At 58.2% G+C, this 19,020-nt stretch carries 15 protein-coding genes and 1 other annotated feature; of the genes, 9 read left to right on the forward strand and 6 right to left on the reverse strand.

The features are described from left to right. Positions 1-5 precede the first annotated feature (5 nt). Complete coding sequence (gene uca / locus AC6I8D_RS02780) at positions 6-3,623, reverse strand: urea carboxylase (protein ID WP_497819628.1); 3,618 nt, start codon at positions 3,621-3,623, stop codon at positions 6-8. A 2-nt stretch (positions 3,624-3,625) separates the two neighbouring features. Next, positions 3,626-5,422, reverse strand: coding sequence for an allophanate hydrolase (gene atzF, locus AC6I8D_RS02785; RefSeq protein ID WP_312055331.1), 1,797 nt, complete (start codon positions 5,420-5,422; stop codon positions 3,626-3,628). Between the two features lie 270 nt (positions 5,423-5,692). Here atzF and sltY point away from each other — a divergent pair, with 270 nt between their 5' ends. Both sltY and trpR read left to right on the forward strand, forming a co-directional pair. After that, the gene (gene sltY, locus AC6I8D_RS02790) at positions 5,693-7,612 is read left to right on the forward strand and encodes a murein transglycosylase (protein ID WP_312055332.1); all 1,920 of its coding nucleotides are present in this window, start codon (positions 5,693-5,695) and stop codon (positions 7,610-7,612) included. A 45-nt stretch (positions 7,613-7,657) separates the two neighbouring features. Further along, positions 7,658-7,963 (forward strand): trp operon repressor, encoded by a 306-nt coding sequence (gene trpR / locus AC6I8D_RS02795; protein ID WP_312055333.1) that lies wholly within the window; start codon positions 7,658-7,660, stop codon positions 7,961-7,963. Here trpR and yjjX read toward each other — a convergent pair whose 3' ends face one another. After that, positions 7,964-8,482, reverse strand: coding sequence for an inosine/xanthosine triphosphatase (gene yjjX / locus AC6I8D_RS02800; RefSeq protein WP_312055334.1), 519 nt, complete (start codon positions 8,480-8,482; stop codon positions 7,964-7,966). It abuts the gene before it with no gap. Between the two features lie 208 nt (positions 8,483-8,690). On the opposite strand from yjjX, the gene gpmB reads away from it, so the two are divergent. Next, the gene (gene gpmB, locus AC6I8D_RS02805) at positions 8,691-9,338 is read left to right on the forward strand and encodes a 2,3-diphosphoglycerate-dependent phosphoglycerate mutase GpmB (protein WP_312055335.1); all 648 of its coding nucleotides are present in this window, start codon (positions 8,691-8,693) and stop codon (positions 9,336-9,338) included. Positions 9,339-9,381: 43 nt separating this feature from the next. On the opposite strand, the gene robA is transcribed toward gpmB, so the two are convergent. Continuing rightward, complete coding sequence (robA, locus tag AC6I8D_RS02810; protein WP_497819629.1) at positions 9,382-10,263, reverse strand: MDR efflux pump AcrAB transcriptional activator RobA; 882 nt, start codon at positions 10,261-10,263, stop codon at positions 9,382-9,384. A gap of 194 nt (positions 10,264-10,457) precedes the next feature. On the opposite strand from robA, the gene creA reads away from it, so the two are divergent. Continuing rightward, positions 10,458-10,931: a protein CreA gene (gene creA, locus AC6I8D_RS02815; RefSeq protein ID WP_312055337.1), complete on the forward strand. Its 474-nt coding sequence runs from the start codon at positions 10,458-10,460 to the stop codon at positions 10,929-10,931. A 45-nt stretch (positions 10,932-10,976) separates the two neighbouring features. Here the strand turns inward: creA and arcA are convergent, their stop codons facing one another. After that, positions 10,977-11,693, reverse strand: a complete 717-nt coding sequence (gene arcA, locus AC6I8D_RS02820) for a two-component system response regulator ArcA (RefSeq protein WP_046289182.1) — start codon at positions 11,691-11,693, stop codon at positions 10,977-10,979. A 600-nt stretch (positions 11,694-12,293) separates the two neighbouring features. On the opposite strand from arcA, the gene AC6I8D_RS02825 reads away from it, so the two are divergent. The 5 genes from AC6I8D_RS02825 to thrC all read left to right on the forward strand — a co-directional run bounded on the left by AC6I8D_RS02825 (position 12,294) and on the right by thrC (position 18,019). Continuing rightward, entirely contained in the window at positions 12,294-12,998 is a 705-nt protein-coding gene (locus AC6I8D_RS02825; protein WP_312055338.1) for a tRNA/rRNA methyltransferase, read from the forward strand. A gap of 187 nt (positions 12,999-13,185) precedes the next feature. Next, a complete protein-coding gene (thrL, locus tag AC6I8D_RS02830; protein WP_071591720.1) occupies positions 13,186-13,254 on the forward strand; it encodes a thr operon leader peptide in 69 nt (22 codons plus the stop codon). Then, positions 13,193-13,311: a sequence feature (Thr leader region), on the forward strand. Its footprint overlaps the gene before it by 62 nt. A 26-nt stretch (positions 13,312-13,337) precedes the next feature. Next, positions 13,338-15,800 carry a bifunctional aspartate kinase/homoserine dehydrogenase I gene (gene thrA, locus AC6I8D_RS02835; RefSeq protein WP_312759417.1) on the forward strand — a complete coding sequence of 821 codons (2,463 nt, stop codon included), beginning with the start codon at positions 13,338-13,340 and terminating at the stop codon, positions 15,798-15,800. 2 nt (positions 15,801-15,802) lie between these two features. Continuing rightward, positions 15,803-16,732 (forward strand): homoserine kinase, encoded by a 930-nt coding sequence (thrB, locus tag AC6I8D_RS02840; protein WP_031376023.1) that lies wholly within the window; start codon positions 15,803-15,805, stop codon positions 16,730-16,732. A gap of 3 nt (positions 16,733-16,735) precedes the next feature. Next, entirely contained in the window at positions 16,736-18,019 is a 1,284-nt protein-coding gene (gene thrC / locus AC6I8D_RS02845) for a threonine synthase (protein WP_312055340.1), read from the forward strand. A gap of 59 nt (positions 18,020-18,078) precedes the next feature. Here thrC and yaaA read toward each other — a convergent pair whose 3' ends face one another. After that, positions 18,079-18,852, reverse strand: coding sequence for a peroxide stress protein YaaA (gene yaaA / locus AC6I8D_RS02850; protein WP_312759415.1), 774 nt, complete (start codon positions 18,850-18,852; stop codon positions 18,079-18,081). Positions 18,853-19,020 lie beyond the last annotated feature (168 nt).

Below are 19,020 nucleotides of genomic sequence, written 5' to 3' on the forward strand. Positions count from 1 at the left end.
ACTCCTTATTCCAGCCACAGCAGGGTTTCGCCCGGACTGACCGGACGGCCCGCCTGGCAGGTAATGCGTTTCACCTGACCACTCTGGGGAGCGACAATCGCCAGCTCCATCTTCATCGCTTCGACGATAACCAGCGTCTGACCGGCGCTGACCGTTTCACCCGGCTGCACCAAAACTTTCCAGATGTTGCCGTTCATATCGGCCTGCACCGCCAGCGCGCTGTCATCCTGCTCAGCGATCGGGGGCGGCGGGTCCAGCGTCGGCGGCGCGCTCTGCTCTTCCTGCGCCCATAGCGTCACCTCCTGCTCAAACGCGGCGGCCTGACGCTGGCGGAATGCGTCGATATCATCAGCGTTGTCCGCCAGGAACTGCTGGTGGGCAGCAAAATCAAACAGCGTCTCTTCGATCCGCAGGCTGGCACGGCCTTCGCGGAAATCTTCCCGCAGCTGCGTCAGCTCGGCTTCACTCACCGGATAGAAACGCACCTGATCGAAGAAGCGCAGCAGCCACGGCTGTCCGGCGGCAAACTGGGGATTTTTCAGGAAGCTGTTCCAGATCGGTAACGTCCGGCCGACCAACTGATAGCCGCCGGGTGAGTCCATGCCATAGATGCACATGTACATGCCGCCGATGCCGACCGTGCCTTCGGCGGTGAAGGTGCGGGCCGGGCTGTATTTGGAACTCAGCAGACGATGGCGCGGATCGATCGGCACCGCACAGGGCGCGCCGAGATAGACGTCGCCCAGTCCGAGCACCAGATAGCTGGCGTTGAACAGGGTGTCGCGCACCTGTTCACGCTGGGTTAAGCCGTTGATGCGCTGAATAAAGTCAACGTTGTTCGGCAGCCAGGGAGCGCTGTCGCGAACTGTTTCCTGGTAGCGTGCTACCGCGCCGAGGGTGGCGCTGTCTTCAAACGCCATTGGCATCCACACCACCCGCGACGGCACTTTCAGCGTGCTGACATCGCCCAGCGTCGCCTCCAGCCCCAGCAACAGCGACATCAGGTCAGACTGGCTGATGATGCGGCTGTCGTAGCGCACCTGCAGTGAACGCACGCCGGGTGACAGCTCTTCTACGCCGGGCACCGCTCGTTCGCTCAGCGCCATCATCAGCAGGTGAACGCGCAGTCGCAGCGCCAGATCCAGCACGTTGTCGCCATATTCAATCAGCACATATTTGTCACCGGCCTGACGGTAGACCGCTTGCGGCGTGGTTGCGGTGGCGTCAATCGCCGCCAGGATGGTCGCGGAGCCGCTGGCGGTTTCAGCCAGCGACGGCACGGCAAACGTCGGTGCATGGTGAGGACGCAGGGTGGCGATCATCTGCTGCTGCGCCTTTTCCCGTGCCAGCGCGTCATCGGCACCGATCGGATGGAAACGAATGCGATCGCCTGGTTTAACCTGACCGACTTTCCACAGTTCGGCTTTGGCGATGGTCACCGGACAAACGAATCCGCCGAGGCTCGGGCCGTCGTGCGTCAGGATCACCGGAAAGTCACCGGTAAAATTGATGGCGCCAATGGCATATTCACAGTCGTGAACGTTAGAAGGGTGCAGGCCCGCCTCGCCGCCGTTGGCGCGGGTCCAGCCCGGTTTCGGACCGACTAACCGCACGCCGAGACGGTTGGAGTTGTAATGTACCTGCCAGTCGCTGGCAAAGAATTCGTCGATGGCGGCCTGGGTGAAGAAGTCTGGTGCGCCGTGCGGCCCGTAGAGCACGCCGATGCGCCATTCGGTGCCGTAGTGCGGAATCAATGCGGCATCGAGCGCCTGAGGGGCGCTGACCGGCGGCGGAGTGGTGCAGGCTGCCAGCGCAGGCCGCGAGATCGGCAGCATATCCGCGACCCGCAGCGTCCGTCCGGCATGGCCGCCAAACTGACCCAGTGAGAAGGTGCTGCGGCTGCCGAGATATTCCGGTACGTCGAAACCGTTGCGTACCGCGAGGTAGCCGCGGCAACCCTGCTGCGCGCGGCCCAGCGCCAGGGTTTGTCCCGCTTTCACCGTCAGCGGCTGCCAGTTGCTGACCGATTCGCCATCCAGCGTGGCGGCGCAGTCAGCACCGGTCAGCGCCACCGTCGCATCTGCGTGGAAGCGCAGCGTCGGGCCCTGTAAGGTAAACTCGAGGCCAGCCGCCGATTCGTCGTTGCCGACAATCCGGTTCGCCAGACGGAAGGCGAAATCATCCATCGGACCGGACGGCGGAACGCCGATATCCCAGTAGCCGAGGCGGCCCGGATAATCCTGAATCGAACTGAAGGTACCCGGCTGCAGCACTTCAATCACCGGGGCGGCCGGGGTGAAACTGTCGAGAAAGCGTGTCCAGACCGTGCCGCTGTGAAAGGCCTCAGTCGCCACGATCTGGCGCAGGTAGTCGAGGTTAGTGGCGATGCCGTGCAGCTGGGTGGCATCCAGCGCCTGCTGCATCTTTGCCAGCGCCGCCTCGCGGCTGTCGGCGTGTACAATCAGCTTCGCCACCATCGGATCGTAGAAGCTGGAGACTTCGCTGCCGGTTTCAATGCCGCTGTCGATGCGTACGCCAGCAGGAAAGCTGACGGCGGTTAACCGGCCGGGGCTGGGCTGGAAGTTTTTCAGCGGATCTTCCGCGTAGAGTCGCACTTCAATGGCGGCACCCTCGGGAGCCTGCTGCAGGCGCGGCCAGTCAATCTCATCGCCCGCCGCCACTTTTAGCATGCACTCGACCAGATCCAGCCCGGTCACGCATTCGGTAACCGGATGCTCAACCTGCAGACGGGTATTCACTTCGAGAAAGTAAAACGCTTCCTGAGTGACGTCGTAGATGTACTCCACCGTGCCGGCGCTGCGGTAATTGACCAGCTGGCCCAGCCGGACCGCCGAGGCCAGTAGCGCGTCACGCGTGGCCGATGACAGGCCCGGCGCCGGGGTCTCTTCCACCACCTTTTGATTACGGCGTTGCAGCGAGCAGTCGCGCTCACCCAGCGCCACCACGGTGCCGCGGCCGTCGCCGAAAATCTGCACTTCAACATGACGCGCGCGATCGATGCAGCGCTCCAGAAAGACGCCCGCGTCACTGAAAAACTGTTCGCCGAGACGGCGTACGCTCTCCCAGGCGCTGGCTAACGCGGCGGCATCGGCGCAGCGCGTCAGACCAATCCCACCGCCGCCGGCGGTACTCTTCAGCATCACCGGATAGCCGATCTGTTCGGCGGCCTGTAACGCCGCTTCCAGTGAATCCAGCAGCGGCGTGCCGGGCGTCATTGGTACACCGGCTCGCGCGGCCAGTTCACGGGCGCGGTGCTTCAGGCCGAACTCACCGATCTGCTGTGCCGTCGGGCCGACAAAGGCGATCCCCGCCTGCTCACAGGCTTCAGCGAACGGCAGGCTCTCGGACAGAAAGCCGTAGCCCGGCCAGATAGCGTCAGCACCGCTCTGCTGTGCCGCTGCCAGAATTTTGTCGATGCGCAGATAGCTGTCGCTGGCTTTGTCACCGCCCAGCGCAATCGCCACATCGGCCTGCTTAACGTGCTGCGCATTACGGTCGGCATCGGAGTAAACCGCCACGCTTTTCACGCCGAGGCGCTTCAGGGTACGGATGGCGCGACAGGCAATTTCGCCGCGGTTGGCAATTAATACGGTGCTGAACATGGTCAGAGACTCCCTTGTGTCGCCAGCCAGTTGCGCCAGCCGCCAGTTTCGGTAATTTCCAGCGCTTTGTTCAGCGCCGACCCTTCACAGATAAAGCCTTTCACTACCCGACCGTCTGCCAGCGTCAGGCTGCCGATACCCAGCGGCGGCGGGATTTCTGCCACGAACTCGCCAAAGCGCGCCAGCGGAATATCCCATAGCTCGACGGTGATGGCGGCTCCCCGTTCGTCGCGCATCAGGCCCGGTTTTTTGATCGCGCCGTCCAGCAGGGCGAACAGCCGATAGTGAGCAGCGGTTTGCGTCTCCTCGACCCACACCGCATCCCGGCTGGTCAGCTGGAAGTTGAGCGGCATACCGGTGAGGTGGGCACCGACCACCGCAACGCGCACGTGATCGGGTGAAGGCGGCAGCGCGCGCGATCGGGTTGGCTGCGGCTGGCCGGTGGCACCAAGCGGCAGCGCCAGTTGCTGCTGCCAGCGCAGTCCGAACTCAGCCAGTGCGCGATCGTGCCAGGCGGGTGCGATCAGCGTGATGCCCGCCGGTAAATCGTCATTGCGGAACGGGCCGGGCAGCGCCAGCGCGGCGAGGTCGGCCAGATTGGTGAAGTTGGTATAGGTGCCGAACTGCGAGTTGTAGTGCACCGGCTCCTGAGCCATTTCCGTCAACGTGTGGATGGTGGGCGACGTTGGCACCACCAGCGCGTCAAACTGCGCCAGGGTCTGCTGGATCTGTCGCGTCAGTTCGGCCCGCAGGTACTCCGCCTGATAAGCCTCAACGGCGCTGTATTTCAGGCCGCTGGCGACGATGCCGTGCACCACCGGGTCCATCTCAGCCGGACGTTGCAGCATCTCGCCGACTGCGGCGGTGCGCTCGGCCACCCAGGGACCGGAATAGAGCTGCTCAGCCAGCTGGCGGAACGGAGTGAAATCAATCGGATGCAGCGTCACGCCCGCCACCAGCAGCGCTTCCAGCGCCCGATCCCAGGCCGCTTCGGCCGCCGCATCATCAAAGAATTCGGGATTGGCTGGGACGGCAAAATGCGGATGAGCAGGCAGGCTGGCCGGAGCGGTATGCGGATTAACGCGCGAATAGGCGTCACCGGCGTCGTAACCCCCGGCGAGGCTGGCGACGGTAAAAGCGTCTTCCACCGTCAGCGCGAACACCGACAGGGTGTCATTCAGCCGGCAGGCTGGCACCACGCCGCGCGCTGAGAACCAGCCTTTGGTCGGTTTCAGACCGACAATATTGTTAAACCCGGCCGGGACCCGACCCGATCCGGCGGTGTCGGTACCAAGAGAGAAGCCGACCAGCCCGCGCGCCAGTACTGAAGCCGAACCGGAGCTGGAGCCGCCACTGACGTAGTCGGCATCAAAGGTGTTAGTGACCGCGCCGTACGGCGAGCGGGTGCCGACCAGGCCGGTGGCGAACTGGTCAAGGTTGGTTTTGCCGATCACCACCGCACCGGCGGCTTTCAGCCGGGCGACCACCGTCGCGTCATTGTCAGCGATGTAGGTGAAGGCCGGACAGGCGGCGGTGGTCGGCCAGCCGGCGACATCGGTGTTGTCCTTGACGGCGAACGGGACGCCAAACAGCGGCAGCGACGCCGGATCGCGTTGAAACTGTGCCAGCAGCGGTTCCAGCTGCGCCATCAGCTGCGCCGGTGTGGCAAGATAGAGCCAGGCGTTATCCTGCGGATCCAGCGCCGCCAGATGGGCCTCCAGCAGTGGAATGATCTGCTGTGGGGCCAGTTGCAGCCGTTGCTGCCAGTCGTGAAGGGTCAAGCCAAAGGTCGAAGCCATACGATGAATTCCAGCTGGTATACAAGATGGAGTTCAACAGAGCAAAGGCTGTGCCATTTTTTTAACGCTCTGATTCAATGGGTTATCAGGGTTGGTCATAAGAATTTGTGATGATTATTTGCACAATTGCGGCGCAAGGGGCGGGCGATAGCGGTGCGTTTAATCCTGCCGTGCGTAAATTTTGTGAAGAACATGGCAAGAGCCGGATGGCCTGGTTAGCATGAAGGGAGTCTGGCAACTCGCCGGCGCCCAGCAACAGAGGAGATTTACGTGGTGAAGTGGCGTAACTGGATGGTAGGGATCTGCCTGGTCGGCACGGCCAGCAGCGCATGGGCCGATTCGCTTGATCAACAACGACAGCGTTATCAACAAATTAAACAGGCCTGGGACAGCAACCAGATGGCCACGGTGGATCAACTGTTGCCAACGCTACAGGATTATCCGCTCTATCCTTATTTGCAATATCGGCTGCTGGCGCAGGATCTCGATCAGGAGACCAGCCTGGCAGTACAAAACTTTATCCGCCAGTACCCAACGTTGCCGCCGGCGCGCTCGCTCAGCACCCGTTTTATCAACGTGCTGGCGCATCGTCAGGACTGGCAGGGCGTGCTTAATTTCAGCCCGACCGAGCCGAAACCGGTGCAGGCGCGCTGTAACTGGTACTACGCCAAATGGGCCACCGGCCAGCAGCAGGCGGCCTTTGACGGCGCCAAACAGATCTGGCTGCGCGGTACGGCGCTGCCGAATGACTGCGATAAACTCTTCTCGGTATGGCAATCCTCTGGCCAGCTCTCACCGATCACCATTCTGGAACGTATCCGGCTGGCAATGAAAGCCGGTAACGACAGTCTGGTGAGTTATCTGGCGAAAACGCTGCCGGCTGATTACCAGACCATGTCTGACGCGATCCAGGCGCTGCAGCAGGACCCGCTGACGGTCAGCACCTTTGCCAGCGCCGTCGGGCCAACAGACTTTACCCGCCAGGCAACGATCTACGCCTTCACACGGGTCGCCCGTCAGGATATGGAAAATGCCCGCAGCCTGATCCCGATTCTGGTGCGGGCGCAGAAGATGGGGCCGGAAGATGAGCAGGCGCTGAAAGAGATTGTGGTGTGGCGCATGATGGGCAGCGATCTGACATCGGAACAGGCGCGCTGGCGTGATGCGGTGGTAATGAGCAGTGAATCGACCGCGCTGGTGGAACGTCGGGTTCGGCTGGCCCTGAGCCAGCACGATCGACGCGGCCTGAATACCTGGATCGCCCGTCTGCCGCTGGAAGCCAAACAGAAAGATGAATGGCAGTACTGGCAGGCCGATCTGCTGTTTGAGAAAGATCGCAAAGAGGAAGCGGAAGAGATCCTGCGCAAGCTGATGCAGGCTCGCGGTTTCTATCCGATGGTGGCGGCGCAGCGGTTAGGCGTCGATTATCGGTTGCAGATTGATGAAGCGCCGAAGCCCGATAGCGCAACGGTGCAGGGCGCAGAGCTGGCCCGGGTGCGTGAACTGATGTACTGGGGACTGGATAACCTGGCGCGCAGCGAATGGGCCAACCTGATTGCCAGCCGCCCGCACAGTCAGCAGCAGATGCTGGCGCGTTATGCTAACGAGCAGGACTGGTGGGATCTCAGCGTGCAGGCCACCATTACCGCCAAAATGTGGGACAGCCTGAAAGAGCGCTTCCCGCTGGCGTGGCAGAGCGTTTATCAGCGTAATACTCAGGATAAGCAGATCCCGCCGAGCTACGCGATGGCCATTTCACGTCAGGAGAGCGCGTGGAACCCGAAAGCGCGTTCACCGGTCGGGGCCAGCGGCCTGATGCAGATTATGCCGGCCACCGCGGCGCATACCGTCAAGATGTACAACATGCCGGGCTATTCCAGCGTCAGTCAGCTGCTGGACCCTGAGACCAATATCCAGATCGGCACCCAGTATCTGGAATATGTCTACCAGCAGTTTGGTCAGAACCGCATCTTCGCCTCGGCGGCTTACAATGCCGGCCCTGGCCGGGTGCGTAGCTGGCAAAAAACCAGTGGCGGTAATCTCGATGCAGTGGCGTTTATTGAGACCATTCCGTTCTCAGAAACCCGCGGCTACGTGAAGAACGTGCTGGCGTATGACGCCTACTATCGTCACTTCATGGGCCAGCCTGACAAGATCCTGTCAGATGGCGAGTGGAATCGCCGTTACTAGCTGTGCTAAGCTTCCGTACTCTTTAGCGAGTACGGAAGCCTCTTCATGACCCAACCTGATTCTCCCTCCACCGAGGATAGCTGGCATCGCTTTGTCGGGCTGATGCAGCAGGCCTTTGCAGACGGCCATGCACTGCCGCTGATGCAGCTGATGATGACGCCTGATGAGCGCGAAGCCTTTGGCACCCGTCTGCGGATTATTGAAGAGCTGATGAACGGCGAGATGAGCCAGCGCGAGCTGAAAAACGAGCTTGGCGTCGGCATCGCAACCATTACACGTGGCTCAAACAGCTTGAAAGAGGCGCCACCGGAGCTGAAACGCTGGCTGGAGGCGCATCTGGGTCGCGGCTGATTACTGCTGATAAAGCGGATGAACAAACGGGCAGAGCGCCAGAATCAGTGCCTGATGATAGACGCTGGAGCGGCTGAGCAGACCCTGAGTAAAGGCACCAATCGCGCCGCCTTGCTGTTTAATATTCTCAATGCCGGTTAACCGTGCCATCTCTTCGCCCAGTTCGCGGCCTTCACGTAACCCAGCCAGCACCACCGGCGGTAGGGTGAAGCTGGCCGAACGGGATTCTCCCCGCTGTTTCTGATTTTCCACCACCATCCAGGCGAAGGCGCAGTCATCTTCAATGCCGGCCTCGATGGCCACCCAGAACGCCGCTTCAGGTCGGACCTGTCGTGCATTCATCACGCGCTGGCGTGCGCCAGTTCGCGTTTCAAGGTGGGTTAACGGCTGTGCTGCAACGCCACTCTCGACCTCGACCCCTTCAATATGGCAGGATCCCTCGCCGAAAACGTCGTTGAATGCCTGCGCAATCGCGCGAATCTTCGCTGGGTTGGTGGTGGCTGCGACAACATGGTACATAATTGATTGAACCCTTAGGTGATTAAGAGCCGATCCCATCGGGCTATTTTATTTGTCAGTCTGACCCAGGGCAGTGCTCACAATCCTCACGTACTGCGGGTACGCGCCGGTTGTTTCGCGCTGTCGGTGTCCAGTCTGGCTGCAATAATGACGCCTGATGGGGAGAGACTCTAAGGCGATTTTTGTCGCAGTATAACGGAAACTAAGCATGCTACAGGTCTATCTTGTTCGTCACGGTGAAACGGTATGGAATGCGGAACGCCGCATTCAGGGTCAGTCCGACAGTCCGCTGACGGAAAAAGGTGAGCAACAAGCCCATCAGGTGGGAGAACGCGTCAAAAATCTGGGCATTACGCACGTCATCGCCAGCGATCTCGGGCGTACGCGCCGCACTGCTGAGATCATCGCTGATGCCTGTAATTGCGTGGTGACGCTCGATCCCCGACTGCGCGAACTCAACATGGGGGTGCTGGAGAAGCGCCCGCTGGATGAGTTAACCGCCGAAGAAGAGCAGTGGCGCGCTACGCTGGTTAACGGCACGGAAGGGGGACGCATCCCGGAAGGGGAGTCGATGACTGAGATGGCGACGCGGATGCATCAGGCACTGAACGCCTGTCTCGATCTGCCGGCCGGCAGCCGGCCTTTGATTGTCAGCCACGGCATGGCGCTGGGCGTGCTGGTCAGCACCATCCTCGGCCTGCCAGCGCATGCGGAACGTCGCCTGCGGCTGCGCAACTGCTCGATCTCACGCGTCGATCATCAGCAGAGCGCCTGGCTGGCAGAGGGTTGGGTGGTGGAAACCGCCGGGGATATTTCCCATCTGGATGCGCCTGCGCTTGATGAGCTGCAACGCTAACCACGGTGAAGCGCTTCTGCCGTCGTGATGACGGCAGAAGCGTTTAGTTGCCGGCGGGCTGGCGACGAATCGGAATCAGGTATTCACACCGGATTTCGGTTGGCGGCTCGCTGAGTTTCTTGCCCCCGTGGGTGTAGAAACGTTCAATATCCTGTCCCTGACGGCGGGTCAGTCCCAGCGTTGGCATACAGGTGCCGTACAGCAGCAGGATAAACTCCTGCAGCTCGACGCGTGGCCCGGTGTAGGTGAACTGCACATAGTCGCCCGCTTCGAGGATCACGCTCTGACCGGAGTGCAGGTTCATTGCGCTGTCGGCCGGCACCGCCGTGGTGTAAAGAATTTCCTGCTCGTCATCTTTGTCCTGGCTGGCACGCACCTGATGCAGGCCATACAGCACCGGCGGCACCGTGTCGGTTTCCAGCAGGAACTGCTTCCAGAAGTGGATGCGCATTTCGTCGCGGTAACTCGAGATCTGCTCCAGCGTACAGGTATAGTTCTGGGTTTGCCCCACCAGCACCGTTTCTGGCAAGGTGACAAAGGTCGGTTCAGGCTGCTTCTCATCGCTGAGGCGAATCGGCGGACGAATACCGAATGAGTTCCACTCCGAAGAGCGACGATACCAGGCCGGCGTCTGGTTAAACTGCTTTTTAAACGCACGGGTAAAGGTCTGCTGCGAGTCGAAACGATACTGCAGGGCGATGTCCAGAATCGGACGGCTGGTCAGGCGAAGCGCGACCGCGGCTTTTGACAGACGCCGCGCACGAATATAAGCGCCTATCGCGTGGCCGGTGACGTCCTTGAACATTCTTTGTAAATGCCATTTAGAGTAACCGGCTTTCAGGGCAACGTTATCCAGTGAAAGGGGTTGATCCAGATGGCTCTCCAGCCAGACAAGCAAATCGCGAATGATACCGGCTTGGTCCATAAAACATCCTCATACTCTGGTGGTGCAGCTAAACGCAGTCGTCGAATAATAGCACTAAATGCTCAAAAGGCGTGGGCAGCTTTCTCGGGAAGATTGTGCTACATCAGTGCGGGCTTAAACCCGTTTTGGTTTGGTCATTAACTCGATTGACAGTACATTACAGTCTCATCTATTCAATTTGCAATGGTAACTCCATGACAATATCTCGCCTTATGATCGCCGCATTTGCCGCCTTAACCTTTTCAAGCCCGCTGCTCGCCGAGGAGATAGGCTCGGTAGATACGGTGTTCAAGATATTTGGGCCCGACCACAAGATTGTCGTTGAGGCCTTTGATGACCCCGATGTTAAAAATGTAACCTGTTATATCAGTCGGGCGAAAACCGGCGGTATTAAAGGCGGATTGGGTCTGGCGGAAGATACCTCTGATGCAGCAATCTCCTGCCAGCAGATCGGTCCGGTCGAGTTGAGCGACAAGATTGCGCAGGGCAAAGCGCAGGGCGACGTGGTGTTTCGCCAGCGCACCTCGCTGATCTTTAAGAAGCTGCAGGTTGTACGCTTCTTCGATAAAAAGCGCAACGCCTTAGTCTATCTGACCTACTCCGATAAAGTGGTGGAAGGCTCGCCGAAAAATGCGCTGAGCGCGGTACCGATTATGCCCTGGCACTAAGGCAAAAAAAAACGCCCGTCAGGGCGTTTTTTCTTGGCGTAGCAGTTAGTCCTGCAGATCACCGCAGAAGCGATAACCTTCACCATGAATGGTGGCGATAATCTCTGGCGTGTCCGGCGTCGATTCGAAATGCTTACGGATCCGGCGGATGGTGACGTCAACGGTACGGTCATGCGGCTTGAGGTCGCGACCGGTCATTTTTTTCAGCAGGTCTGCACGGGTCTGGATCTTGCCTGGATTCTCGCAGAAGTGCAGCATGGCGCGGAATTCACTGCGCGGCAGCTTGTAGTGTTCACCGTTCGGGTTGATCAGTGAGCGGCTGTTGATATCCAGCTCCCAGCCGTTGAACTTATAGCTTTCAACCTGACGACGCTCTTCGCTTGGCAGCGCCAGATTCATGGTGCGTGACAGCAGGTTACGGGCACGAATCGTCAGTTCACGCGGGTTAAACGGTTTAGTGATGTAGTCATCAGCGCCAATTTCCAGACCGAGAATTTTATCAACCTCGTTATCACGGCCGGTCAGGAACATCAGGGCGACGTTAGCCTGTTCGCGCAGTTCACGGGCCAGTAACAGGCCGTTTTTACCGGGCAGGTTGATGTCCATGATCACCAGATTGACGTCATTGTCGGTCAGCACCTGATGCATTTCTGCACCATCAGTCGCCTCATACACCACATAACCTTCTGCCTCAAAAATGCTTTTGAGGGTATTACGCGTGACCAGTTCGTCTTCAACGATGAGAATGTGCGGGGTCTGCATGTTTAGCTACCTAAAATTTGCCAACAAATTGAAAACAGGGCGTACAGCGGTATGGCGTTCTTCATCATCGAGAGCGGCGGACCGTGCTGAACCGTTGTATGGAATACTATTTTGATAAGCCATCTATCAACGTCAACAACAGGATTAGCTCAGCCAGTCAGGATGAAAATTGCATGCCCCGTGAGAGAATAATAATGGCGCATATCCTAACTGCATTAACAGCAACCTAACAGCACCAACTACAACCGATAAGCATAAAAACAACGCTTCGTTGACTTATATCAAATGCAATTGTAGCACGTTAACACTTTTGTGAAAAACTTCTCGTAGATTGCCTGCTTAGCTCACAAAAAGCAGCATTTTTGCTACATTTATGGCGAACAATTCGCCAACTAAAACCGACTGGAAATCATATTTTATCTTATTGAATTAAATGGGTTTTATGCGAGTTTTGTCAATAATGGATGTTTGAGCCAGAAACGGCCACCGATCAATGATTTTAACCAGTTTTAACATCCTGTTTTCTTGTTATCAGTGGGCGTCTTAATCATTAACAGCCGTGTTAATATGGCGTTATGTCAGCAAACCAATGGAATAAACATGCTTTTCCCCCTGATTCTCGTCTCGCCTGCCCGGGCTGAAAATATTGGCGCTGCGGCGCGTGCCATGAAAACCATGGGCTTTAGCCAGCTGCGGATTGTCGCCAGCGATGCCTGGCAGGATCCGGCTGCTCGCCGGGTCGCTCACGGTGCCGGTGATATTCTCGATAACCTTCAGACCTTCGCGACGCTGGCCGAGGCGTTAGCTGACATTGATTTCTCCGTGGCGACCACCGCACGCAGCCGGGCAAAGTTCCGCTACTACGCCACGCCTGAACAGGTTGAAACCCAGCTACTGGAAAAACGGCAGTGGGTAAACAGCATGGCGCTGGTGTTTGGCCGCGAAGACAGCGGGCTGACTAACGAGGAGCTGGAGCAGGTTGATCTGCTGACCGGTATCCCGATGGCAAATGACTATCCGTCGCTGAATCTGGGTCAGGCGGTAATGGTCTACTGCTACCAGCTGGCGAAGCTGAATCAGGTTGCGGCACCGGCGGTACCGGTGGCCGATGGGCAACAGCTGCAGGCGCTGCGTCAGCGTTTTCACCAGTTGCTGCAGACGCTGGAAGTCAGTGATGACGAGAAAATGGCCGACTGGATCGATCAGCGTATTGGCCTGCTGGAACAGCGCGACAGCGCGATGCTGCATCGCCTGCTGCACGACATAGAAAAAAAACTTATAGATAAATCCTCGGCAAAAAGCTGATTCCATAGCAACAGATCGTAGAGAATTTTAGCAAGGCAAACGATCGCACAGCATTTTGCGCTTTCACAGGCAGCTGTGCGCAGTGATGGAAATATGCGCTTCGGACAAATTCGTTGACTTAACGTGCGCTTTGCTTTACTTCTGAAAGCCAGACGGACAGACAAAAACAGACAGAAAATAAATCCTAATGCGTAAAATCAGCCTGAACACCACAATTATTACCACCACCATTACCACAGGTAACGGTGCGGGCTGACGCATACAGGAAAAAACAGAAAAAAGCCCGCACCTAAACAGTGCGGGCTTTTTTTTCGGCTTAAATTCAGGAGAGTTTATAACATGCGAGTGCTGAAATTCGGCGGGACCTCGGTGGCGAATGCGGAACGGTTTCTTCGCGTCGCCGACATTCTGGAAAATAATGCGCAACAAGGACAGGTTGCAACCGTGCTCTCTGCGCCAGCAAAGATTACTAACCATCTGGTGGCGATGATTGAAAAAACCATCAGCGGTCAGGATGCTTTGCCGAATATCAGCGATGCCGAACGCATCTTCAGCGAGCTGCTGACGGGTCTGGCTGCCGCCCAGCCCGGCTTTGACTACGATCGCCTGAAAACCCGCGTTGATCTTGAGTTTGCGCAACTGAAACAGGTGCTGCATGGCATCAGCCTGTTAGGGCAATGTCCCGACAGCGTCAATGCGGCGATCATCTGCCGTGGTGAAAAACTCTCGATTGCGATCATGGAAGCGCTGCTGCAGGCGCGGGGTCACGACGTCAGCGTGATCGATCCGGTAGAAAAACTGCTGGCGGTCGGTCACTACCTCGAATCGACCGTGGATATCGCCGAATCGACCCGTCGCATCGCCGCCAGCCAGATTCCAGCGCACAACATGATCCTGATGGCCGGCTTCACCGCCGGTAACGAGCGTGGTGAACTGGTAGTGCTGGGGCGCAACGGCTCAGACTATTCAGCGGCGGTGCTGGCAGCCTGTCTGCGCGCCGACTGCTGTGAAATCTGGACCGATGTGGATGGCGTCTATACCTGCGATCCGCGTCAGGTGCCGGATGCGCGTCTGCTGAAGTCGATGTCCTACCAGGAGGCGATGGAGCTCTCTTATTTTGGTGCCAAAGTCCTGCACCCGCGTACCATCGCCCCCATCGCCCAGTTCCAGATCCCCTGCCTGATTAAAAATACCGCCAATCCGCAGGCACCCGGTACGCTGATCGGCGGCCACGGCGAGCTGGATGAGAATCCGGTCAAAGGCATCACTAACCTGAATAATATGGCGATGGTGAACGTCTCCGGCCCTGGCATGAAAGGCATGGTGGGCATGGCGGCCCGGGTATTTGCCGCGATGTCACGCACCGGCATCTCAGTGGTATTGATCACCCAATCCTCTTCCGAATACAGCATCAGCTTCTGCGTGCCGCAAAATGAGCTGGCGCGGGCGCGTCAGGTGCTGGAAGAAGAGTTTTATCTTGAACTGAAAGATGGCCTGCTTGATCCGCTGGATATCATTGAAAACCTGGCGGTGATTTCGGTGGTCGGTGATGGCATGCGCACCCTGCGCGGCATCTCGGCAAAATTCTTCTCCGCGCTGGCGCGCGCCAACATCAACATCGTGGCGATTGCTCAGGGCTCTTCCGAGCGCTCAATCTCGGTGGTGGTTAACAACGACGAAGTGATCACCGGGGTTCGCGTGGTGCACCAGATGCTGTTCGCTACCGATCAGGTGATCGAGGTGTTTGTGGTTGGCGTCGGCGGGGTTGGCGGCGCGCTGCTGGATCAGCTGCATCGTCAGCAGGCGTGGCTGAAGCAGAAGCATATCGATTTGCGGGTCTGCGGCATTGCCAACTCGCGCGCGCTGTTAACCCACGTACACGGCATCGATCTCAGCAACTGGAAAGCGGCGCTGAGCGAAGCCAAAGAGCCGTTCAACCTCGGCCGTCTGACTCGACTGGTGAAAGAGTACCATCTGCTCAATCCGGTGATCGTCGACTGTACCTCCAGCCAGGCGGTGGCCGATCAGTATGCGGATTTCCTCAGCGAGGGCTTCCACGTGGTGACGCCGAACAAAAAGGCCAATACCTCGTCGTGGAATTACTACCAGCAGATGCGCGCGGCGGCCGCGAAGTCACGGCGTAAATTCCTCTACGACACTAACGTCGGCGCGGGTTTGCCGGTGATCGAAAACCTGCAGAACCTGATGAATGCCGGTGATGAGCTGCTGCGCTTCTCCGGTATCCTCTCCGGCTCGCTGTCGTTTATCTTCGGTAAGCTGGATGAGGGCGTGTCGCTGTCGCAGGCGACCAACATGGCGCGGGAGATGGGTTTCACCGAGCCCGATCCGCGTGACGATCTCTCTGGTACCGACGTGGCGCGCAAGCTGCTGATTCTGGCGCGTGAAGCGGGTCATCAGCTGGAGCTGAGCGACATTGAGATTGAGCCGTTGCTGCCGGACAGTCTGACCGCCATTCAGGATGTCGAACAGTTTATGCAGCGCCTGCCCGAGCTGGATAATGCGTTTGCCGCGCGAGTGGCACAGGCACGCGATGAGGGTAAAGTGCTGCGCTACGTCGGTGTGATTGAAGAGGGCGGCGTCTGTAAAGTGAAGATCGACGCAGTCGACGGCAACGATCCGCTGTATAAAGTGAAAAACGGTGAGAATGCCCTGGCATTTTACAGCCGCTACTATCAGCCGATTCCGCTGGTACTGCGCGGATACGGTGCAGGAAATGATGTGACGGCAGCCGGTGTTTTTGCTGATCTGCTGCGTACGCTGTCGTGGAAGTTGGGAGTTTAATAATGGTAAAAATTTATGCACCGGCCTCGATTGGCAACGTCAGCGTCGGCTTTGACGTGCTGGGCGCGGCGGTTTCGCCGGTGGATGGTTCACTGCTGGGCGACTGCGTTTCGGTCGAGGCGGCCGATCGTTTCACCCTGACCAACGCGGGCCGCTTTGTCAGCAAGCTGCCGGCCGATCCCAAAGAGAATATTGTTTATCAGTGCTGGCAGCGGTTCTGCGAGGCGGTAGGTAAAGAGATTCCGGTGGCGATGACGCTGGAGAAGAACATGCCGATCGGCTCCGGGCTGGGGTCGAGCGCCTGTTCGGTGGTTGCTGGCTTAATGGCGATGAATGAATTCTGCGGCAAACCGCTCAGCGACAGCCAGCTGCTGAGCCTGATGGGGGAGCTGGAAGGGCGGATTTCCGGCAGCGTCCATTATGATAATGTGGCGCCGTGCTTCCTCGGCGGCATTCAGCTGATGCTGGAAGAGAATGGCATTATCAGCCAGCCGGTGCCGGGCTTTGATGACTGGCTGTGGGTGATGGCCTATCCTGGCATTAAAGTCTCTACTGCCGAAGCGCGAGCGATTCTGCCGGCGCAGTACCGCAAAGAGGACTGCATCAAGCACGGTCGCCTGCTGGCGGGCTTCATTCATGCCTGCCATACCCGCCAGCCGCAGCTGGCAGCTAAACTTATGCAGGATGTGATTGCCGAACCTTATCGCACCCGCCTGCTGCCCGGCTTTGCCGAAGCGCGCCAGGCTGCGCAGGACATTGGCGCACTGGCCTGCGGTATTTCCGGCTCCGGTCCGACCCTTTTCGCCGTTTGCAATCAGATGGAAACGGCACAGCGGATGGCTGACTGGCTGAGCCAGCACTATCTGCAGAATGATGAAGGCTTCGTCCATATCTGCCGTCTTGACACGGCTGGCGCACGACAATTGGGATAACGCATGAAACTCTACAATCTTAAGGATCACAACGAGCAGGTCAGCTTCGCCCAGGCGGTGAAACAGGGTCTGGGTTCGCAGCAGGGACTGTTTTTTCCGCTCGAGCTGCCAGAGTTTGAACTGACCGACATCGACGCGATGCTGGAGATGGATTTTGTCAGCCGCAGCAGCAAAATTCTCTCGGCCTATATTGGTGACGAAATTCCACCTCACCAGCTGGCCGAGCGCGTCCAGGCCGCCTTTGCTTTCCCGGCACCGGTTAAAGCGGTCAGTGAAGATATCGCCTGCCTTGAGCTGTTCCACGGTCCGACGCTGGCGTTCAAAGATTTCGGTGGCCGTTTTATGGCCCAGATGCTGGCTTACGTCAGCGGCTCAGATGAGCAAATCACCATCTTAACCGCCACCTCCGGTGATACCGGCGCGGCGGTGGCTCACGCCTTTTATGGCATGAAAAACGTGCGGGTAGTGATCCTTTATCCGCAGGGCAAAATCAGTCCGCTGCAGGAAAAACTGTTCTGTACCCTGGGTGGCAACATCGAAACCATCGCCATTGACGGCGACTTTGATGCCTGCCAGTCGCTGGTGAAGCAGGCGTTTGACGACAGCGAACTGAAGCAGGCGATTGGCCTGAACTCCGCAAACTCGATCAACATCAGCCGTCTGCTGGCGCAGATCTGTTACTACTTTGAAGCAGTCGCTCAGCTGCCACAAGAGAAGCGCAATCAGCTGGTGGTGTCGGTGCCGAGCGGCAACTTTGGTGATTTGACCGCCGGCCTGCTGGCAAAATCGCTGGGACTGCCGATCAAGCGCTTTATTGCCGCCACTAACGCCAATGATACGGTGCCGCGCTTCCTCGGCAACGGCGAATGGCAGCCTAATCTGACGGTCTCTACCTTGTCGAATGCGATGGATGTCAGCCAGCCAAACAACTGGCCTCGAGTCGAAGAGCTGTTCCGCCGTAAGACCTGGCGCTTAACCGATCTGGCCTACGGAGCGGTTTCAGATGAAACCACCCGTGCCGCGATGCGTGAACTGGCCGAAATGGGCTATATCTCTGAACCGCATGCTGCAATTGCCTGGCGTCTGCTGCGCGATCAGCTGCAGGAAGGGGAGTATGGCCTGTTCCTTGGCACCGCGCATCCGGCGAAATTCAGAGAGAGCGTGGAAGAGATTCTGCAGCAGACGCTGACGCTGCCGCCAGAGTTAGCCGAGCGGGCAGAATTGCCGTTGCTGTCACACCAGATGCAGGCCGATTTTGCCGCGCTGCGGGCGTTTTTACTGAAATAAGTGCGAACCCGTTTCCGCCTGTGGCTGCCGTTGCTGGCACCCACAGGCGCTACGGATGCTTACTGTTCTGCGCGTTTAAATACCAGCTCAGTCTCGCTGCTGCTGGCGGCATCAAAACGGTAACCCTCCAGATCAAACTGCTTTAGCTGCTCCGGTCGGGTCAGGCGCTGCTGAATCACATAGCGACTCATCAATCCCCGCGCTTTCTTGGCGTAGAAGCTAATCACTTTATAACTGCCGTTCTTCTGATCGAGGAACACCGGCTTGATCACCTGAGCCTGCAGCTTTTTCGCTTTAACTGCTTTGAAGTACTCGTCTGACGCGAGGTTAATCAGCACCCCGTCACCCTGTTCCGCCAGCGCCTCGTTCAGCGTTTCAGTCAGTAAATCGCCCCAGAAGCTGTAGAGATCTTTGCCCGCCGGATTGGCCAGCCGGATGCCCATCTCCAGCCGATAGGGCTGCATCAGATCGAGCGGACGCAGTACGCCATACAGGCCTGACAGCATACGTAAATGCTGCTGTGCAAAGTCGAAATCCTGATCGCTGAAGGTCTCTGCCTGTAAACCGGTATACACATCGCCTTTGAAGGCCAGAATTGCCTGACGGGCGTTGTCCGGGGTGAAATCAGGCTGCCAGCTGTTGAAACGCTCGGCGTTGAGGTGGGCCAGTTTGTCGCTGATCCCCATTAACGAGGCGATGTTGGCGGGTGACAGATCGCGCGCAATCTCAATCAGCTGTTGTGACTTTTCTAACAGGGCCGGCTGGGTAAAGCGTGGGGTCGCCAGCGGACTTTCATAATCCAGCGTCTTGGCGGGCGAGATCACCATCAACATAGTTGCTTCCTCGGTTAACACCTGGTTTTACAGGACATTGGCTGTGGGTATAGCCGCGCAGTGTAACAAAAAAGGCGTAAAGAATGACGAATCACACCGATTTGTGCAGGCAAGGGTAAACGGCATTCCCTGACCTTGCGCCACCGGTGCCGCGTGATATTATCGCAA

The sequence above is a fragment of the Pantoea sp. X-Soil-MYKO-1785 genome (assembly GCF_059730675.1).